General features: G+C 69.7%; 16 protein-coding genes. 10 read left to right on the top strand and 6 right to left on the bottom strand.

The genetic code is table 11. The annotated features are described in order from the left end of the window. Window positions 1-438: 438 nt before the first annotated feature. The 3 genes from ETD86_RS09650 to ETD86_RS09640 are packed head-to-tail and all read left to right on the top strand — an operon-like array spanning window position 439 to window position 2,583. Window positions 439-1,638, top strand: coding sequence for a sensor histidine kinase (locus ETD86_RS09650; protein WP_246147817.1), 1,200 nt, complete (start codon window positions 439-441; stop codon window positions 1,636-1,638). Then, window positions 1,631-2,170: a hypothetical protein gene (locus tag ETD86_RS09645; protein ID WP_138665764.1), complete on the top strand. Its 540-nt coding sequence runs from the start codon at window positions 1,631-1,633 to the stop codon at window positions 2,168-2,170. Before ETD86_RS09650 ends, ETD86_RS09645 begins: the two co-directional genes overlap by 8 nt. Beyond that, on the top strand, window positions 2,137-2,583 hold the full coding sequence (locus tag ETD86_RS09640) for a hypothetical protein (protein WP_138665763.1): 447 nt from the start codon (window positions 2,137-2,139) through the stop codon (window positions 2,581-2,583). The genes ETD86_RS09645 and ETD86_RS09640 overlap by 34 nt, the downstream gene beginning before the upstream one ends. On the opposite strand, the gene ETD86_RS09635 is transcribed toward ETD86_RS09640, so the two are convergent. From ETD86_RS09635 to ETD86_RS09625, 3 genes are all read right to left on the bottom strand, one after another. Then, window positions 2,491-3,132: a VC0807 family protein gene (locus ETD86_RS09635; protein ID WP_138665762.1), complete on the bottom strand. Its 642-nt coding sequence runs from the start codon at window positions 3,130-3,132 to the stop codon at window positions 2,491-2,493. The two genes, ETD86_RS09640 and ETD86_RS09635, sit on opposite strands and share 93 nt — an antisense overlap. A 213-nt stretch (window positions 3,133-3,345) precedes the next feature. Further along, entirely contained in the window at window positions 3,346-3,996 is a 651-nt protein-coding gene (gene leuE / locus ETD86_RS09630) for a leucine efflux protein LeuE (RefSeq protein WP_138665761.1), read from the bottom strand. 22 nt (window positions 3,997-4,018) lie between these two features. Continuing rightward, window positions 4,019-5,221 (bottom strand): serine hydrolase domain-containing protein, encoded by a 1,203-nt coding sequence (locus tag ETD86_RS09625; RefSeq protein ID WP_138665760.1) that lies wholly within the window; start codon window positions 5,219-5,221, stop codon window positions 4,019-4,021. Window positions 5,222-5,321: 100 nt separating this feature from the next. On the opposite strand from ETD86_RS09625, the gene ETD86_RS09620 reads away from it, so the two are divergent. The 4 genes from ETD86_RS09620 to ETD86_RS09605 all read left to right on the top strand — a co-directional run bounded on the left by ETD86_RS09620 (window position 5,322) and on the right by ETD86_RS09605 (window position 10,868). Next, window positions 5,322-6,713 carry a selenium-binding protein SBP56-related protein gene (locus ETD86_RS09620; protein ID WP_138665759.1) on the top strand — a complete coding sequence of 464 codons (1,392 nt, stop codon included), beginning with the start codon at window positions 5,322-5,324 and terminating at the stop codon, window positions 6,711-6,713. After that, window positions 6,701-7,312 carry a hypothetical protein gene (locus ETD86_RS09615; protein ID WP_246147816.1) on the top strand — a complete coding sequence of 204 codons (612 nt, stop codon included), beginning with the start codon at window positions 6,701-6,703 and terminating at the stop codon, window positions 7,310-7,312. The genes ETD86_RS09620 and ETD86_RS09615 overlap by 13 nt, the downstream gene beginning before the upstream one ends. Window positions 7,313-7,414: 102 nt before the next feature. Then, window positions 7,415-8,806, top strand: a complete 1,392-nt coding sequence (locus tag ETD86_RS09610; RefSeq protein WP_138665757.1) for a cellulase family glycosylhydrolase — start codon at window positions 7,415-7,417, stop codon at window positions 8,804-8,806. A 235-nt stretch (window positions 8,807-9,041) separates the two neighbouring features. Continuing rightward, complete coding sequence (locus tag ETD86_RS09605; protein ID WP_211369934.1) at window positions 9,042-10,868, top strand: M14 family metallopeptidase; 1,827 nt, start codon at window positions 9,042-9,044, stop codon at window positions 10,866-10,868. Here the strand turns inward: ETD86_RS09605 and ETD86_RS09600 are convergent. Together ETD86_RS09600 and ETD86_RS09595 are read right to left on the bottom strand one after the other, a co-directional pair. Continuing rightward, window positions 10,852-11,337, bottom strand: a complete 486-nt coding sequence (locus ETD86_RS09600) for a hypothetical protein (protein WP_138665756.1) — start codon at window positions 11,335-11,337, stop codon at window positions 10,852-10,854. The two genes, ETD86_RS09605 and ETD86_RS09600, sit on opposite strands and share 17 nt — an antisense overlap. After that, entirely contained in the window at window positions 11,298-11,876 is a 579-nt protein-coding gene (locus ETD86_RS09595; protein WP_138665755.1) for a tetratricopeptide repeat protein, read from the bottom strand. The genes ETD86_RS09600 and ETD86_RS09595 overlap by 40 nt, the downstream gene beginning before the upstream one ends. Window positions 11,877-12,183: 307 nt before the next feature. Between ETD86_RS09595 and ETD86_RS09590 the strand changes: the two genes are divergently transcribed. From ETD86_RS09590 to ETD86_RS09580, 3 genes are read left to right on the top strand one after another with little or no spacing between them, the layout of a single operon-like run. Then, window positions 12,184-13,749 (top strand): chitinase, encoded by a 1,566-nt coding sequence (locus tag ETD86_RS09590; RefSeq protein WP_138665754.1) that lies wholly within the window; start codon window positions 12,184-12,186, stop codon window positions 13,747-13,749. Beyond that, window positions 13,746-15,428, top strand: coding sequence for a fibronectin type III domain-containing protein (locus ETD86_RS09585; RefSeq protein ID WP_138665753.1), 1,683 nt, complete (start codon window positions 13,746-13,748; stop codon window positions 15,426-15,428). The genes ETD86_RS09590 and ETD86_RS09585 overlap by 4 nt, the downstream gene beginning before the upstream one ends. 55 nt (window positions 15,429-15,483) lie before the next feature. Continuing rightward, complete coding sequence (locus ETD86_RS09580) at window positions 15,484-17,280, top strand: chitinase (RefSeq protein WP_138665752.1); 1,797 nt, start codon at window positions 15,484-15,486, stop codon at window positions 17,278-17,280. Here ETD86_RS09580 and ETD86_RS09575 read toward each other — a convergent pair. Then, entirely contained in the window at window positions 17,273-18,844 is a 1,572-nt protein-coding gene (locus ETD86_RS09575; protein WP_170222969.1) for a molybdopterin-dependent oxidoreductase, read from the bottom strand. The genes ETD86_RS09580 and ETD86_RS09575 overlap by 8 nt on opposite strands. Between the last annotated feature and the right edge of the window lie 110 nt (window positions 18,845-18,954).

The raw sequence follows: 18,954 nt of genomic DNA, 5'->3' as shown, positions 1-18,954 counted from the left end.
GCGTCTCGGTATGAGCGGTCCCGGGACATCGGGGATGCCCCGGGTCGAACGCGGACCCATCCCTTATGCGGGTCAGGGCCGCTACCCCTTGAAGGTAGAAACTCCGCAGGTCATGGCACATCGGACGATCGGCAGGCACCACCCCCGACTTTGGTCGGGGTGGGGGACGCGACCTCCGGGTGACACCATCGATCCAACCCGTTCGGGCAGCGGGACACAGGAGTGGAGGTAGGCGCTTTCGGGGTGGGGCTAGCTCTACCCCAGCAGTGTCCTCGCCCCCACCTGTTCATGGCCTCACTCCGTTCGGCGGGCTCGGTCGCCAGATGCGGCACTCCCTCGCCGGGTGAGGGCACTTCCTCCCCTGTCTTTCGTCAGGGTCGTCCCCTGCCTTTGGAGGAGGGCATGCACCGACCGGCGGCGGATAACGTCGGAGCCGTGATGCGTCAGCTACGCAGGGGGAGCCGCCGCCAGGTGGTCTATGACCTGCTGCTCTGGGTCTTCTTCGGCGTCTTCATCGCCGCCGTGGGGCCCGACCCCGTCAAGGATCCGGCCGCGTTCAGCATGGTGACCGTGCCCCGGATGGCGCTCGCCGGGGTGGCGGTGCTGGTCGGGCGGCGGTGGCCGCTGGCCGCGCTGGTGCTGTTGCTGCCGCTCGGGCCCTGGCGGTTCACCGAGGGGTTCGCCACCGTGGACCTGAGCTGGCTGGTGCCAAGGCGCGGCGTGAAGATCCTCCCGCTCCTGTCCACCTCGCCGTTCATCATGTGGTACGCCTACCTCACGGGCCGGCGCCTGCTCAGGGCCTGGCCGGCGCTCGCGGCGTTCGGGCTGATCGCGGCGGTCGGTGTGGGCGTGGTGCTGGCGATGGACGGGGATCTGGCCCTGTGGGTGTCCATGGTCACCGGGCTGATCGGCACTTACCTGGTGCCGTACTCGCTGGGTCTGCTGCGGCGGGGGCTGTTGCAGCAGCGGCTGCAGGCCAGGCTGTCCGCCGAGGCGCAGGCGCGGTTGCGGGAGCGGGCCAGGATCGCCAGGGACATGCACGATTCGCTGGGCCACGACCTGGCCCTGATCGCGGTGCGGGCCGCCGGGCTGGAGCTGGCTCCCGGCCTCGATGCCGCGCAGGCCAAGGCGGCGGGGGAGGTGCGGGTGGCGGCGGCGGACGCCACGGACCGGTTACGGCAGATCATCGGGCTCCTGCGGGAGGACTCCGACGCGCCGCCGCTGTCGCCCGTGGACGAGGACGTGGCCGAGCTGGTGCGGAGGGCCAGGGACTCGGGCATGGCGATCACCCTCGACCTGGCCGGGGGATCGGTGCCGGGCCTGGCGCACGCCGTGGTGCAGGAAGGGCTCACCAACGCCGCCAAGCACGCTCCCGGGGCCACCGTGCGGGTCACGATCACGCCGCACCGCGTGACCGTGCGCAACGGACCGCCGCGCTCCCGTCCCAGCGTCCGATCCGGCGGCCTGGGGCTGGCGGGGTTGCGGGAGCGCGTACGCCTGGTGGGCGGCACGCTCACCGCCGGGCCGGCCGAGGGCGGCTTCGAGCTGGCCGTCGAGCTCCCCCGTACAGGGGAGGAGGATCCCCGCCGCTCGGGAGGGGACCGGGCGCCCGGCGCGCGACGCTCGGGTCATGAATGAACGGAGAGCGGGAATAGGACGCATCACGGCCGCGATCATCGCGATCGCCGCCATGGTGCCGTACCTGACGTTGAAGGTCCTCTGGCTGACCGGCAGCTCCGTCGGGGTCGCCGATCCGTCGCTGATGAGCGATCCGGCCATGGTCGGGCTCAACGCGATGACGTTCGGCATGGACGCCGTGGGGCTCGTGCTGGCGCTGGCGTTCACCATGCGGTGGGGGATGCGGCTGCCTGCCTGGCTCGTGCTGCTGCCGCTGTGGGTCGGCACAGGCCTGCTGTCGGTGGTGGTCGCCACGGCGCCACTGGCCGTGGTGGCGTCCGGCCTGGAGGTGTTCAGCGGCGGACCGATCCAGGCGTGGGTCTACCTGATGGTCTACGGCGGGTTCATGGGTCAGGGGGTGGGGCTCATGACGGCCTTCGCCCTGTACGCGAGCGCTGGCGGGCGATGGTGTCCACGCGCTCCGTCTCGGCAGGCCCGACCCGACCGTTCCAGGAGGTCGTGGCCTGGGGATCGCTGCTGGTGGCCACGGTGATCGGCGGCACCCGGCTGGTCTGGACGTTCGGCGCGGAGCCCGCGCCGGCTCTGCAGAACGGCTTCAAGGGTCTGCTCGCGATCGCCGGGGCCGCCGCGCTCGTGGTGCTCGTCAGGCGGCACAGCCCCGGCCCGCTGGTGGTGGCCTGGCTCGGCTCCGGCTCCCTGTTCGGGTGGGGGCTCTACGCCATGATCGTCAGATCGGTGGGCGGGCCGCTCAGCGGCGGGTCCGGCGCGGGAGCGGCGGACCTGGTGGAGCTGTTCGACCTGCTGACCGGCCTCGTGATGGGGATGTGCGGCGCGTTCCTGCTGGCCGAGCGGTCAGGCGTGGGCCACGTGCAGCCGGTGCAGCACCCGCTTGAAGGCGAAGATCGAGAAGGTGATCGCCAGACCGCTGATCACGGCCACCGCTGAGGTCCGCAGCACCATGTACGCGCCCAGCGACCCGGCCAGCCACTCGTAGATCGCCAGGGCGATACTCACCGTCGAGTTCGTCAGCAGCACGAACGCCCACAGCAGTGTGATCCTGGCGAAGAACCTGCGGATCCGCTCATGCTTGAGCACCGCCGACGGCAGGTGGATGTAGTCGAGCGTGAGCTTCTGCACGAGCGGCTTGTTCAGCCGCACGGAGGCGAGGAAGACCATGCTGAGGCAGATCGTGCCCATCTCCGGCTGGATGAAGAACCACAGCCACGACCCCGTCCAGAACGACACCAGGGCGCGGATCGTGATCGCGAGCGAGGCCAGCCACATCGTCGCGGGCACCTTGACCCGTCTGACCAGCCGCCACGCCACGCCGAGATAGACCCAGGCGACGGTCGCGACGATCGCCCATTTGGGTCCGAGGACGACCAAGACCAAGTAGAAGACCGCCAGTGGCGCCACGACGGCCTCGAGCAACTTGGGGGCCGCCTGCCGGGCGAGCGCGGTGAGGCGTGGAAGGGTGACGGGGGGATGGTTCAAGGCTGCTCCGAAGATAGGCCGACGATCAGCGACTACCCGGGCTTCGAGGGACCAGGCTATCCAGATGGACCGCTCGCACTAACCGTTGCGACGACCCCGCGTCCCGGGAAGCACGCCGGTGGCCTACCGTACCCGAGCCGCAGAGGTGTGACCGCCTCTTCGTACACGTTCCATCTGTTCCATACGAAACCAGCAGAGCCTTGAACCACGCTTTCAGCCGAGTGACGCGGTGGCCAATTTCGCGCCGAACCCCACGAAAACGGCGCCAACGCACGAGGTCAGCCCCGCGCTGAGCCGTCGGCGCCGGCGGAACTGGCCCGCCAGGAACGTTCCGCCGAAGATCAGCGACGTCAGGTAGAGAAAACTGAAGATCTGGACCACCGTGCCGAGGATGAGGAACGACAGCGCCGGCGTCGCGTAAGCCGGGTCCACGAACTGGACGAAGAACGAGACGAAGAACAGGATCGCCTTCGGGTTCAGCAGGCTGATCATGAGGGCCTTGCGGAACGGGCGCGGCTGGTGCACCACCGCCGCCGGCGCCTCCTCGGCCGCCACCCCGGTACGGCGCGATCTCCAGACGCCTCTGATCATCTGGAAGCCGATCCAGGCCAGGTAGCCGGCGCCCGCGTACTTGACGATCGTGAACAGCGCCGGGTTCGAGCGCAGCAGGGACGCGGCGCCGGCGGCGGACAGGACCATCAGCGCCGTGTCGCCGACGAAGACGCCTGCCGCGGCCCGGTACCCCTGGCGCACGCCATGCTGGGCGGCGAAGCTGAGAACGTAAAGGGAGTTCGGGCCGGGCAGGAGCACGATCAAGAAGGCGCCGATCACATAGGCCCAGATGTCGGTGATGCCGAAGAACATGACAGAGGAGCCTATCTGGTGATTAATCGGCAGATAGGTACCAGATGCCTCCCCCTGCCTGCCGGTGGCCGAGCGCCCGGTACGTCGCGTCCACCAGGGCCTGACCGCGCGGGTTGATCCCCAGCCCGGCGCCCTGCTTGTTCATGGTGTAGCCGAAGGCCAGCCCGGCCGGCGGATCGCAGAACCCGACGGAGCCGCCCATCCCCGCGTGCCCGAACGCGGTCGCCGACAACAACGCGCCTTCGCCGTCGAGACCCGGCAGATAGCGGTTGTCCGCGGCCTTCATGAACCCCAGCGAGAAGCGCGTCGGCACGGCCAGCACCGTGTCCGTGCCCGCCGACTCGGTCAGCGCCATGATCTGCAACTGCTCGCGGCTGACGAGCTCGCCCCCGCCGAGCGACAGCGGCCGGTACAGGCCCGCCAGGCTGCGGGCGTTCGTGATCCCGCCGATCGCCCCGTACTCGGCCGCGTGCGCCGCCCGGCTGTCCGACTCCCCGAGCGCCATGTAGCCGCCCTCGTTGGCCAGCAGCAGCGCCGGGATCGAGGTGGGATCGGTGAACGCCCTGATGGAGAACGTGGGCGGGACCTCCGGAGGGTCGGCGGGGATCGTCGGCGCGACCCTGCCTTCGTGCTCCTCGGGCAGCCCGAGCCAGAACTCCAGCCCGAGCGGCTCGGCCACCTCCTCACGGAAGAACGTGCCGAGCGAGCGCCCGCTCACCCGCCGCACGACCTCGCCGACGAGGTAGCCGAACGTCAGCGCGTGATACCCGTGCACAGCCCCCGGCGCCCAGAACGGATCCTCGTCCGCGAGCCGGTCGGCCATCAGCTTCCAGTCGTAGAACGCGCCCGGCGGCAGCGGCTCGTGGAAGGCCGGCAGCCCCGCCCGGTGGGCGAGCAGGTGCCGGACGAGCGTCGGCTCCTTGCCCTTGGCGCCGTACTCCGGCCAGTAACGCACCACCGGCGCGTCCAGGTCGAGCTCGCCGCGCCCGGCCAGGATGTGGGCGCACAACGCGGTGGCGCCCTTGGTGCACGACCAGACGTGCCCGATGGTGTCGCGCTGCCAGGGGACTCCGGGCGCGGCCTGGCCGCCCCACAGGTCGACGACGACCTCGCCGCCGACGATCACGCACACCGAGGCGCCCACTTCGCCGCGGGTGGCGAGGTTGGCCTCGAACTCCTCCGCGACCTGGGCGAACCTTGGATCACAGGTGCCTTGCAGGGTCATTTCCCGAATGCATCACGAAAGGGGTGGCCTGTAAACAGCGTTTGTGTGAGGGAGCTCAATACCTATTGACCGGGTGGGAAATCGGTCTATACGTGGAGAGATGACACTCTGGACCCCCGACCCCACGTTCTACCCGTCACCGAGGGATGCGGCCCAAGCGCCGCCAGAGAAACTCGCGTACGTCGCCGCCTTCGACCGCGCCGCTCAGCGCCCCGACGCGCTGGCCGTCATCGACACCGATCCGGACTCGCCCGGCTACGGCACGGTCGCCGGCTGGACGGACCTGCCCAACACCGGCGACGAGCTGCACCACTTCGGCTGGAACGCGTGCAGCAGCGCCCTGTGCCCCAACGCGCCGCACCCGCACGTCGAACGCCGCTACCTGGTCGTCCCCGGCCTGCGGTCCTCGCGCATCCACATCTACGACACCAAGGACCGGGTCAGCCCGGAGCTCGTCAAGGTCGTCGAACCGGAGACCCTGGCCCATCGCGCCGGCTACTCGCGCCCGCACACCGTGCACTGCGGCCCCGAGGGCCTGTACGTGTCGGCGCTCGGCGGCGCGAACGGCCACGACGGGCCGGGCGGCATCGCGGTGCTGGACCACAACACCTTCGAGGTGACCGGACAGTGGGAGCTGGACCGGGGGCCGCAGTACCTGGCCTACGACTTCTGGTGGCACATCAACCACGACGTGCTGGTGTCCTCGGAGTGGGGTACGCCGTCCATGATCGAGGACGGGATCGTGGGGGAGCTGCTGCTCGGCCGGAAATACGGCCATAAGCTGCACTTCTGGGACCTCCGCAAGCGGACCCACGTCCAGGAGGTGGACCTCGGCGACCAGCACCAGATGCCGCTGGAGCTGCGGCCCGCCCACGACCCCACCCGCCTGTACGGCTTCGTCGGCGTGGCCGTCAGCGTCGAGGACCTGTCGGCGTCCGTGTGGCTCTGGTTCCACGAGGACGGCGGCTGGCAGGTCCGCAAGGTGATCTCCATCCCGGCGGAGCCGGCCGACGCCGCCGGCCTGCCGCCGCTGCTGCAGCCGTTCGGCGCGGTGCCTCCGCTGGTGACCGACATCGCGTTGTCGGTGGACGACCAGCGGCTGTACGTCTCGTGCTGGGGCACCGGCGAGATCAAGCAGTACGACGTGTCGGATCCGTACCGGCCGGTGGAGCTGGGCTCGCTGCGGATCGGCGGCATCGTCGGGGAAATCCCGCACCCGGCCGAGCCCGTGCTGCCGCTGCGCGGCGGCCCGCAGATGGTCGAGGTGAGCCGCGACGGCCGCCGCGTGTACCTCACCAACTCCCTGTACGGCGCCTGGGACGACCAGTTCTACCCGGACGGCGTGGGCGCCTGGATGGCCAAGATCGACGCCGACGCGTTCGCCTTCGACACGCGCTTCTTCCCGCACGGCGAGGACTTCCGCGGCCTGCGCCCGCACCAGGTGCGCTTGCAGGGCGGGGACGCCTCCTCCGACTCGTACTGCTTCCCGTGACCGTCACGGCGGTGGTGCTGCTCGGGGCCTTCCACGGCCTGAACCCGGCCATGGGCTGGCTCTTCGCCGTGGCCCGCGGCCTGCAGGAGCGCAGCAGGGACCGGCTCCTGCAGTCGATCCCGGCGATCGCGCTGGGGCATCTGGGCTCGGTGGCCCTGGTGGCGCTCGTGGTCGCGGTCACCGGCTCGCTGGTCACCGGCGCCGTCCTGTCGATCGGCGGCGGGGTGGCGCTGGTGGCCTTCGGCCTGTGGCGGTTGTTGTCCACCAGGCACTTCCGGTGGGTGGGCATGCGGTTGTCGTTGTGGCAGCTGGCGGGGTGGTCTTTCCTGATGTCGTCGGCGCACGGGGCCGGGCTCATGCTGCTGCCCGTACTCACCGGGCTGCACGTGGAGGGCGGCCACGCCGGCCACGCCATGTCGGGGGGACTGGGGGTGGCGGCCCTGCACACCCTCGCCATGTTCCTGGTCGCCGGAGCGGTCGCGCTGATCGTCTACGAGATCGCGGGGCTCAGCGTGCTCCGGCGCGCCTGGTTCAACGTGGACCGCATGTGGGCGGTCGCACTCGTGGCCGCCGGGATCATCACCCTGCTGCAGGCTTGACGGGGCCGGTCAGATTTGGGTCTTGTCCATTGACAGTGTGCCGATCTACGCTCCCTTTGCTCGTTAGTAAAGTTTCCTAATCATCAACGGGAGCGCACGCCCATGCTTCGATCCCTGCGGCTCGCCACGCTGGCCGCGCTCGTCCTCGCCTTCTTACAGGTGGTCCCCGCCGAGGCCGCCACCACGTACGAGGCCGAGAACGCCACGATCTCCCAAGGTGCGGCCGAGTCGAACCACACCGGCTACAGCGGCACCGGGTTCGTCAACTACGACAACGTGACCGGCTCGTACGTCGAGTTCACCGTCACCGCCGTCACCGCCGGCCAGGCCACCCTCACCTTCAGGTACGCCAACGGCACCACGACGAACCGCCCGATGGCCATCGCCGTGAACGGCACCACGACCAACCGGGACTTCCCGGGCACCGGCGCCTGGAGCACCTGGCAGGACACCACGCTCACCACGACGCTGAACGCCGGCGCCAACACCGTCCGCGCCACCGCCACCACCGCCAACGGCGGCCCGAACCTCGACCGCCTGGTCCTCGGCACCCCGTCGAGCGGTGGCACGCCCGTGCAGGCCAACGGGCAGTTGCGGGTGTGCGGGGTCAAGCTGTGCAACCAGAACGGCAAGGAGATCCAGCTCCGCGGCATGAGCTCGCACGGCCTGCAGTGGTACTACCAGTGCCTCAACACCGCCTCCCTGGACGCCCTGGCCGGCGACTGGAACGCCGACGTCCTGCGGATCTCCATGTACATCCAGGAGGACGGCTACGAGACCAACCCGCGGCTGTTCACCGACCGGGTGCACAACCTGATCGAGCAGGCCACGGCGCGCGGCATGTACGCCATCGTCGACTGGCACATGCTCACTCCCGGCGATCCCACCTACAACCTTTCGAGGGCCAGGACGTTCTTCACCGAGATCGCCCAGCGGCACAACGGCAAGAACAACCTCCTCTACGAGATCGCCAACGAGCCCAACGGCGTCTCCTGGTCCACCATCAGAAACTACGCGCACCAGATCATCCCCGTGATCCGGCAGTACGACGCCGACACCCCCATCCTCGTCGGCACCCGCGCCTGGTCGTCCCTGGGCGTCTCCGACGGCGCCACCGAGACCGAGGTGATCAACAACCCGGTCAACGCCACCAACATCATGTACACCTTCCACTTCTACGCCGCCTCCCACGGCACCGATTACCTCAACGCGCTGTCCCGGGCCGCTGACCGGATCCCGATGTTCGTCACCGAATTCGGCACCCAGACGGCCTCCGGCGACGGGTCGAACAACTTCACCCGGGCGCAGCAGTACCTGGATCTGATGGCACAGAAGAAGATCAGCTGGGTGAACTGGAACTTCTCGGACGACATGCGCTCCGGCGCGGTCTTCACCCAGGGCACCTGCCCGAGCGGCCCCTTCGCCGGCACCTCACGCCTCAAGCCGGCCGGTGTCTGGATCCGCGATCGCATCCGCACCCCAGACGACTTCTGATGCCCCAGTGCGCCGGCCAGGGTCTCACCGCCTGGCCGGTGCACTGCCCTGCCCCGGCAAGGACACGGCTTCGATCGTGTAGGTCATGCCGTTCACGGTGCGCGGGCGCGCGGGCAGCGTCCTGGCATGTTCGTGGCATATCCGGAAATTTGGGTCTTTCGCGGGGATCCTCGCGTCTTCACTCTCAGTTCAGGCGCCGGTCAATACCCGATCCCGAGCGTCTGAGGAGGACGTGGTGAAACGCCGATTAGTCATCCTGCTGGCCGCCCTCAGCCTGATCACCCTCACCGGGATGACAGGAGTGGGCGCCTCCGCCGAGCCGCCACCGAACAAGCAGTACCGCGTACAGGGCCCGGCCAGCGCGCAGCAACGCAGCGCGGTCGCCGCCACCGGCGCGGCCATCGAGGAGGTGGCCGCGGACTCGGTCCTGGTCACGGCCACGGAAGCCGAGGTCGCCGCCATCAAGCGGCTCGGCTACCGGGTTGCGGAGGTCCCGCGCCCGACACCCCCGTCCGTCGACGCGTTTGACTTCCCGCCGGCGGACTCCGCCTACCACAACTACGCGGAAATGACCGCGAACATCAACGCCCTGGTCGCTGCCCACCCGAACATCGTCAGCCAGACGACGTACGGCACCTCGTACGAGGGCAGGGCGTTGCGCCTCATCAAGATCAGCGACAACGTGGGCACCGACGAGGCCGAGCCCGAGGTGCTCTTCACCGCCCACCAGCATGCCCGCGAGCACCTGACGGTCGAGATGGCGCTGTACATCATGCACCTGCTCGCCGACAACTACGGCAGCGACTCCAGGATCACGAACCTGGTCAACACCAGAGAAATCTGGATCATGCCCGACATGAACCCGGACGGCGGCGAGTACGACATCGCCACCGGCTCCTACCGCTCCTGGCGCAAGAACCGCCAGCCCAATTCCGGTTCGTCGGCCGTCGGCACCGACATGAACCGCAACTGGGCCTACAACTGGGGCTGCTGCGGCGGCTCCTCGGGCTCGACATCCAGCGAGACCTACCGCGGCGCGAGCGCGGAGTCGGCGCCCGAGGTCAGGGCGGCGGCCAACTGGGTACGCAGCCGCGTCGTCGGCGGCACCCAGCAGATCAAGTCGCACATCGACTGGCACACCTACAGCGAGCTCATCCTGTGGCCCTACGGCTACACCTTCAACGACACCGCGCCGGGCCTGACCCAGGACGACCGGGACGCGCATGCCACGCTCGGCCAGAACATGGCCGCCACCAATGGATACACGCCCGAGCAGGCCAGCGACCTCTACATCACCGACGGCACCATCGACGACTGGATGTGGGGCGTCTACAAGATCTTCAGCTTCACGTTCGAGATGTATCCGACCGGCTCCAGCCCCGGCTTCTACCCACCTGACGAGCAGATCGTCCCCCAGACCACCCGCAACAGGGAGGCCGTGCTGCGCTTCCTCGAATACTCGGACTGCGTCTACCGGATCATCGGCAAGGAGGCCCAGTACTGCGGCACCGGCAACCCGCCGGTGACCGTCTACTCCGACACGTTCGAGACGGCCACGGGCTGGACCGCCAACCCGAACGGCACCGACACCGCGACCCTCGGCCAGTGGGAGCGCGGAGACCCCGAGGCCACCACCTCCTCGGGCGCCAAGCAGCTGGGCACGACGGTCAGCGGCTCGAACGACCTGGTGACCGGCCGGCTGGCCGGCACGTCGGCGGGCGCCTTCGACATCGACGGCGGTGTCACGTCGATCCAGTCACCGCCGATCACGCTGCCTTCGACAGGGAGCCTGAACTTGTCCCTGTCGTGGTACCTGGCGCACGGCTCGAACTCCTCCAGCGCCGACTACGTCAGGGTGCGTGTCGTCGGCAACACCACGACCACGGTGCTCAACCAGGCCGGTGCGGCGTCGAACCGCAACGGCTCATGGGCCACGTCCACCGCGAACCTGAACGCCTTCGCCGGCCAGACGGTCCGCATCCTCATCGACGCCGCCGACGCCTCGGGCGCCTCCCTCGTCGAGGCCGGCGTCGACAATGTCCTGATCACTCAGCAGCAGTAACCCACTCGCTCCACCGTCCGGGATTCTCGTCCCGGACGGCGGAGCGCCAGTCGTCTTCGACCGTGCGCCCGGCGGTGAGCGCGGCATCCAGGGCTCGCGAGGCGGAGACGACGGCGTCCACGTCCAGGCGCACATCCTGCTCAGGGCGCAGGAGTTCGGCCAAGGCCGCCGCGGCGAACTCGTTCCCGTCCCGCGTCGCCTCCCGCAGTGTCAGGCCGGCCTCGTCGTCCCTGCCCGCCTCGGTCTGGAGCTCGGCCAGCGCCAGAGGGGCCACTGGGTCACCGGCCGCCATCATTCTGCGCAGCCACGCCTCGTCCTTCTGCCTGAGGCTCTCGCCAGTCCCGTCCGCGCCCGGCGAGCGGTTCGACGTCGCGCGTGCCTTCCATCGTCCGGCTTCTTCGTGTCGGCCCGCGCGTTCGAGCACGCCGGTCAGCCGCCACATGGCGTAGCGGTTCCCGGTCTCGGCCAACGGCAACCAGATCTTGCCTGCCGCCTCCAGGTTGCCTTCGCGTTCGTACAGGTCGGACAGGCTCGCAAGAGCACGCAGGTCCCCCGGTCCGTCAGCTGGCGCAGCCACAGCTTGGCCTTGTGCCGCGCGCCGAGACGCTCCTGGAGGCCCGCGAGGGATCGAATGCTCTCCGGGTCATCGGTCATGGCAGCACGGCGCAGCCAGGTCTCGGCCTCCTCCACGGCTCCGGCCTGCTCCAGCAGGCGGGCCAGCTCACGCATGGAGGCGACGTCCCCCGCAGCGGCGCTCGGACGCCAGATCTCGCAAGCGTCCGCAACGCGCTCGGACTGCAAAAGGAGCAGGCTGCGCTGGCACATGGCGATGCGGTTGCCCGTGCTCGCGAGCCCGTGCAGCAGCTCGCACGCCTCGTCCACCTGGCCGAGCAGCAGGAGCAGTCGCGCGGTCTCCTGGATGGCGGACGTGTCACCGTGTTCCATGGCGGTTCGCCACAGGGTGTACGCCTCCTGCAGTCGCCCGTCCTGCTCTACATCAACAGCCACAGAGCTCACTCAAACAACCGATTTCGGTCAGCCCTCAACCCGAATGGGAATTTTCCTCGCTTTCGAAGCCATGGGATTGGGTCTTGTAAGGACGGGTTGTCAAAGCTACGATCGCGACAACTCTTAGGAAACTTTCCTATAAGTAATCTTCGATCGGACAAAAACGTACTGCCCCCGCAAGGACACCCAGCCGCGCGCAACCCCCCAAGGGCTTGTGCTCACCTCCACGAGCCCGTGCCGTACGGCTCGCGCTCTCACCCCCCGGCGCGAGCCGTGCGGCACGCCACACCCCCAAAGGAAGAACCCCGTGAAACACCGCGCGATCCTCGTGGCGTTCGCGACCTTCGCCCTGAGCCTGCTCGCGCCGCCCGCCCAGGCGGCCACAGCCACCGCGACCTTCGTCAAGGTCTCCGACTGGGGCTCCGGCTTCGAGGGCAAGGTCACCGTCACCAACGGCACCACTACCGCCATGAACGGCTGGAACGTGCAGTTCGACGTCCCGGCCGGCTACTCGATCCCGTCCGCGTGGGACGCGGTCATGACCCGCAACGGCCAGCACTACACGTTCACCAATCCGAGCTGGGCGCCGACGCTGGCCGCCGGCGCCGGCGTGAGCTTCGGCTTCAACGGCAGCCCGGGCAACTTCCCCGGCATCACCGGCTGCACGCTGAACGGCGGCTCCTGCGGCGGCACCACCACGCCGGGCGTCCCTGGCACGCCTGGGGCGGCGAGCGCCACCGCGACCGCCAGTGCCATCACGCTGACCTGGGGCGCGTCCTCGGGCACGGTGACCGGCTACCGCGTCTACGAGGGCGCCGCCGTCAAGGCCACTGTCAGCGGCACCACGGCGACCCTCTCCGGCCTCGGCGCCTGCGAGACCCACACCTACACGGTCAAGGCGTACAACGCCCAAGGCGAGTCGCCCGGGCGGGATGCCACCGCCACCACGACTGGCTGCACGGGCGGCGGGGGGACGCTGCCCAAGCACTTCCTCACCGGCTACTGGCACAATTTCGTCAACGCCGCGACCGAGCTCAAGCTCTCGGCCGTGCCCAACGAGTACGACCTGGTCGCGATCGCGTTCGGCGAGGCCACGGCCACCGCCGGCGAGGTCGTCTTCGCGGTCGACCCAGGCCTGGCCACGGCGGTGGGCGGCTACACGGACGCCCAGTTCAAGGCCGACGTGCAGACCCTGCACCAGCGGGGCAAGAAGGTCATCCTGTCCGTCGGCGGCGAGGCCGGGCGGGTGCAGGTCGCGAGCGCCGCGGCGGCGACCAGATTCGCCGACTCGGTGTACGCGCTCATGCAGAGCTACGGCTTCGACGGCGTGGACATCGACCTGGAGAACGGCCTCAACGCCACCTACATGGCCCAGGCGCTCAGGGCGCTGCGCGCGAAGGCGGGCTCCGACCTGATCATCACGATGGCCCCGCAGACCATCGACATGCAGTCGACCGGGATGGAGTACTTCAAGCTCGCCCTGTCGATCAAGGACATCCTCACCGTCGTCCACACGCAGTTCTACAACTCCGGCTCCATGCTCGGCTGCGACCAGTCCTTCGCGTACGCGCAGGGGACCGTGAACTTCATGACCGCGCTGGCCTGCATCCAGCTCGAGAACGGCCTGCGCCCCGACCAGGTGGCGCTGGGCCTGCCGGCCGGGCCGGGCGCCGCGGGCGGTGGCGTCGTGTCGCCCTCCCTCGTCAACCAGGCACTCGACTGCCTGGCCAAGCGGACCAGCTGCGGGACCTTCGTGCCACCGCGCGCCTACCCGGACATCAGGGGCGCGATGACCTGGTCCATCAACTGGGACGCCAGCAACAACTGGTCGTTCTCCAAGACCGTCAAGCCGCACCTCCAGGGGATGCCATGAGATTTCGCAGAAAGCTGACCGCGTTACTGGCCGGGACGGCCCTGGCCCTGACCGGCGCCGGGCTCGTCACCGCAGCGCCCGCGGCCCACGGCGCGGTGCAGCAGATGGCCGCCGCCTGGGCCCCGTGGACCGCGTACGCCGTGGGCGCGGTCGTCACCTACAACGGCGTCGACTACGTCTGCCTCCAGGCCCACACCTCCCAGCCCGGCTGGGAGCCGCCGAACGTGCCCGCGCTCTGGAAGCCGGGCACCGGGGGCGGCGGCGACACCACCGCGCCGTCGGTGCCCGGCAACCTCCGCTCGACCGGCGTCACCTCCAGCAGCGTCTCGCTGGCCTGGAACGCCTCCACCGACAACGTGGGCGTCACCGGCTACAACGTCTACCGCGGCGGCACGCTCGTCACGACCGTGACCGGCACGACCTACACGGACACGGGCCGGGCGGCCAACACCAGCTACACCTACACGGTCCGGGCCCGCGACGCCGCCGGGAACCTGTCCGGCGTCAGCAACTCCGTCACGGCCACCACGTCGGGCGGCACCGGCGCGCCCGGCCAGCCGGGCACGATCACCACGTCCGTCACCAGCTCCAGCATCTCGCTGAGCTGGGGCGCCTCCTCGGGCACGGTGACCGGCTACCGCGTGTACGAGGGCTCCACCCAGCGGGCCCAGGTCACCGGCACCAGCGCGACGCTCTCCGGCCTCGGCGCGTGCACGACGCACACCTACACCGTGCGGGCGTACAACTCGGCAGGGGAGTCGGCCGGCCGCGACGCCACCGCCACCACGTCCGGCTGCAGCAACCCGACCAAGATGGCCGGCGCCCCCTACCTCTACATGGGCTGGGGCAACCCGCCCAACCCAGGCACCGTGATGGACGCGACCGGCGTCAGGTCGTTCACGATGGCGTTCATCCTGTCCAGCGGCGGCTGCACCCCGGCCTGGGACGGCAACAGGCCGCTGACCGGCGGCGCCGACCAGCAGGCGATCAACACGATCAAGTCCAAGGGCGGCAACGTCCAGATCTCCTTCGGCGGCTGGTCCGGCAACAAGCTCGGGCCCAACTGCTCCACACCGCAGGCGTTCGCGAACGCGGTGCAGCAGGTCATCAACGCCGTCGGCCCCGCCGTCGTGGACTTCGACATCGAGAACACCGACGAGTTCGAGAACTACACCGTCCAGGACCGCATCCTGAACGGCCTCAAGATCGTCAAGCAGAACAACCCGAACGTCAAGGTCGTCGTCACCTTCGGCACCACCAGGACCGGCCCGAACTCCCACGGCATCCGGCTGATCAACCAGTCCAAGGCGCTGGGCGTGCCGATCGACAACTACACGATCATGCCGTTCGACTTCGGCAGCGCCAACATCTACCAGGACACGGTCAACGCCTCAGAAGGGCTGAAGAACGCGCTGAAGAGCGCGTTCGGCTGGACCGACGCGCAGGCGTACGCGCGGATGGGCATCTCCGGCATGAACGGCCTGTCCGACCAGCAGGAGCTCACCACTCCGGCCACATGGACGCAGATCCGTGACTGGGCCAAGGCCAGGGGGCTGACCAGGTTCGCGTACTGGTCGGTCAACCGCGACCGTCCCTGCCCGGGCGGCGGCGTGGTGTCGAACTGCAGCGGCATCGCCCAGGCCGACTGGGAGTTCACCAGGATCACCGCCGGCTTCTGAGCCACGACCCGGCCCGCCCCCGTCCCGGGGGCGGGCCTTGTGAGGAGCTCGCCCGATGAAACTCCGAGCAGCGGCGGCCGCGCTGGTCCTGGTCTTCACCGCCCTCCACGCGCCCCCGGCCTACGCGGCCAATATCCTGACAAATCCGGGCTTCGAGTCCGGCCTGACCGGCTGGACCTGCTCAGCTTCCTCCGGCGCGCAGGCCGTGACGTCGCCCGTGCACGGCGGCACGAGAGCGCTGCGTGCCACCCCGGCGGGCAGTGACCACGCCCGTTGCCAGCAGAACGTCACCGTTCAGCCGAACACCGCCTACCAGCTCTCGGCCTGGGTCCAGGGCGCCTACGTCTTCCTCGGCGCCACCGGCTCGGGCATCGACGCCAGCACGTGGAGCGCGCCGGGCGCGGCCTGGAGCCGGCTGAACACCTCCTTCACCACCGGCTCCGCCACCTCCGTGACGATCTACCTCAACGGCTGGTACGGCCAGGGCGCCTACCTGGCCGACGACGTGGTGCTCGACGGCCCTGGCGGCACGCCGGACACCCAGGCGCCGGCCGTCCCCGGCAACCTGGCGGTCGGCGGGGCCACGCCGTCGTCGCTCTCCGTGAGCTGGTCGGCCGCGACGGACAACGTCGGCGTCGCCCGGTACGAGGTCTCGCGCGACGGCGGCCCCCCTGTCCCCGTCACCGGGACGAGCCACCAGGCGGCCGGGCTCGCCGCGTCCACCACGTACCGCTTCAAGGTTCGCGCCTGCGATGCCGCCGGCAACTGCTCCGCCTACGGCCCCGAGGCGAGCGGCACCACGACCAGTGGCGGCGGGAACGGCGGCGGGCTGCCGAAGCGCGTGCTGGTCGGTTATCTGCACGCGTCGTTCGCCAACGGATCCGGATATATCCGGATGAGTGAGGTGCCGAACGAGTGGGACGTCATCAACCTCGCCTTCGGTGAGCCGACCTCCGTCACCTCGGGCGACATCCGCTTCCGCCAGTGCCCGGCCGCCGAGTGCCCGAACGTCGAGCCCGAGGCGGACTTCATCGCCGCCATCAGGGCCAAACAGGCGCAGGGCAAGAAGGTGCTGATCTCGATCGGCGGGCAGAACGGCCAGGTCCAGCTCACGACCGCGGCCGCACGCGACACGTTCGTCGCGTCGGTCGCCGCGATCATCGACAGGTACGGCCTCGACGGCCTCGACATCGACTTCGAGGGCCACTCGCTCTACCTGAACCCCGGGGACACGAACCTGGCGAGCCCGACCACTCCGGTCATCGTCAACCTGATCTCGGCGCTGAAGACCCTCAAGAGCCGCTACGGGTCGAGATTCGTGCTCACCATGGCGCCGGAGACGTTCTTCGTCCAACTCGGCTACCAGTTCTACGGCCCCGGGCCGAACGGCACGGCCGACAGCAGGAGCGCGTCGTACCTGCCGGTCATCCACGCCATGCGCAACGATCTGACCCTGCTCCACGTGCAGGACTACAACTCCGGCGCGATCATGGGGCTCGACAACCAATATCACTTCATGGGAGGACACGACTTCCACGTCGCCATGACGGACATGCTGCTCGCCGGCTTCCCGATCGCGGGCAACGCGGGCAACGTGTTCCCGCCGCTGCGCCAGGACCAGGTGGCCATCGGGCTGCCGGCCTCCGTCAACGCGGGCAACGGGTTCACCAGCGTGCCCGAGGTGCAGAAGGCGTTCGACTGCCTCGCCAAGGGGAGCAACTGCGGCACGTACCGGCCGCGTGGCGTCTACCCCGACCTGCGCGGGCTGATGACCTGGTCGATCAACTGGGACAAGTACAACGGGTTCGAGTTCTCCAGGAGCCATCGTGCGTATCTGAACGCCCTCATATGACGAGCTGAGTGGGCTTGAGCGGGACGCCGAGGCCCGGCGGGCGGTACGTCGGCAGGGCCTCGCCGTACTCGTGCATCCAGGCGTGGTCCACCAGCAGCCGCATCCGCCCGTCCACCTGGTCGCCGTCCGGCGCGGCCGGAGCCTGGCGGCCGGCCAGCCTGGCCACCGCGCCGGCCACCAGCTCGGCGTCCGGCGGCGACAGGTCGCAGTGGTCGTCGGGCCCGATGAGCAGGTCCACGCCGGGCGGCAGCGGGTAGATCGGCCGCGGCAGGGCGAGCACGCGCGGCGGCGGCGCCATCGGCCAGCCGTCGCGCACCGCCTCCAGCAGCACCGATCGCGACGTGCGGTGCGCGAACAGCCCCTCGGCCAGCGCCCAGCTGAGCGCGCCCACGTCCGAGCGGTCCTCGCCGCAGGCGTGCAGGCACAGGTACGGCACCAGCGGGATCCCCGTACCGCCCGCCTGCGCCCATCCGCTGCCGCACCCGGTGAGCACCAGCAACGCCAGCATCGCCCGGTAGGCGGTGTCGGCGTGCGGGGTCTCCAGCCGGCCCGGCACGATCACGCACCGCCCGCCGGTCTTCTCCGCCGTCACACCCAGCTCACGCGCGATCTTCAACGCCCGCGACGCGGGCACGCCGGTGCAGGCCTCCTGCCAGGCCGGCGTGTACGGCTCGACGCGGTCGTCGTAGCCGGCCGGCCACTCGCCGGGCAGGCCGGGCCGCGCCACCCCGTAGACGGCGAGCAGCAGATCGAACACGGTCGTCACCAGGTCGTCGCCGTCCCGCAGCACCGGCACGCCGCGCCGCAGCACCCCAGGACCGTCGTCGAAGCGCGGCAGCAGCACCTCGACGGCCTCGCCGCCGTACACGCTGAGCCGGTCGCAGACCCGCCCGAGCACCCCGCCCGGCACGTACGCGTCCTGCCTCGGCTGCAGCCGCACCAGGAACGGCAGGTCCGTGCGTTCCATGGCATGCCCGGCGAACGGCGTGCGGTCCACGAAGAACTCCTTGAGCAGCACGTGCCCCATGGCCATGGCCAGCGCCCCGTCCGTGCCCGGCCGCACGACCAGCGTCTCGTCCGACAACCGTGTCGGATGCGTGCCGATCGCGACCACCTTCTGCCCCTTGTACCGCCCGGCGATCACCCAGGGTGTGTCGGCGGTGCGGACGAGCCGGTTGTTCTCCCCCCAGAGCAGCACGTACGCCGCCCGTGCCCAGTCCTCGGCCCGCGGACCGGCGAACCGCGGCCCCAGCACCTGCTCGGGCGCGCACGGATGCTCGGTCAGCACCGCGCCGCCGAGCCCGCCGACGAGCCGCGCCAGCGGCGAGGTGGCCAGAGCCGCCACCCGATCAGCGCCGTGCCGCGCGGTCGTGTGCACGATCGCGGCCGCCGCGAGCTCGGCCGCGGTGCCGTCGTCCAGCGGCACCCGCCGCTCACCTCTGGCCCGGACATATTGCTGTGAGTTCCCTGTGAGTTTCGCCCAGGCCGCGACCGGGTCGCGCAGCCCATCTCTCACCTCGAAGTAGAGCCTGACCATTGCCTGGTTGACCTGCGATCCCCCCATGCAAAAAGTTGAACACACACCGTGAGCCCGTATCGCGATACGTGTCGGCATGTCGGGGATAAGAATCGGAACCCCAGGTGGCGGCAGTCGGATGGATGCGGCAGGCTAGA

The sequence above is a fragment of the Nonomuraea turkmeniaca genome, assembly GCF_005889735.1.
GTDB lineage: Bacteria > Actinomycetota > Actinomycetes > Streptosporangiales > Streptosporangiaceae > Nonomuraea > Nonomuraea turkmeniaca.
The sequence above is the reverse complement of the archived record's forward strand: the minus strand, read 5'-3'. Positions and strand labels throughout refer to the sequence as shown.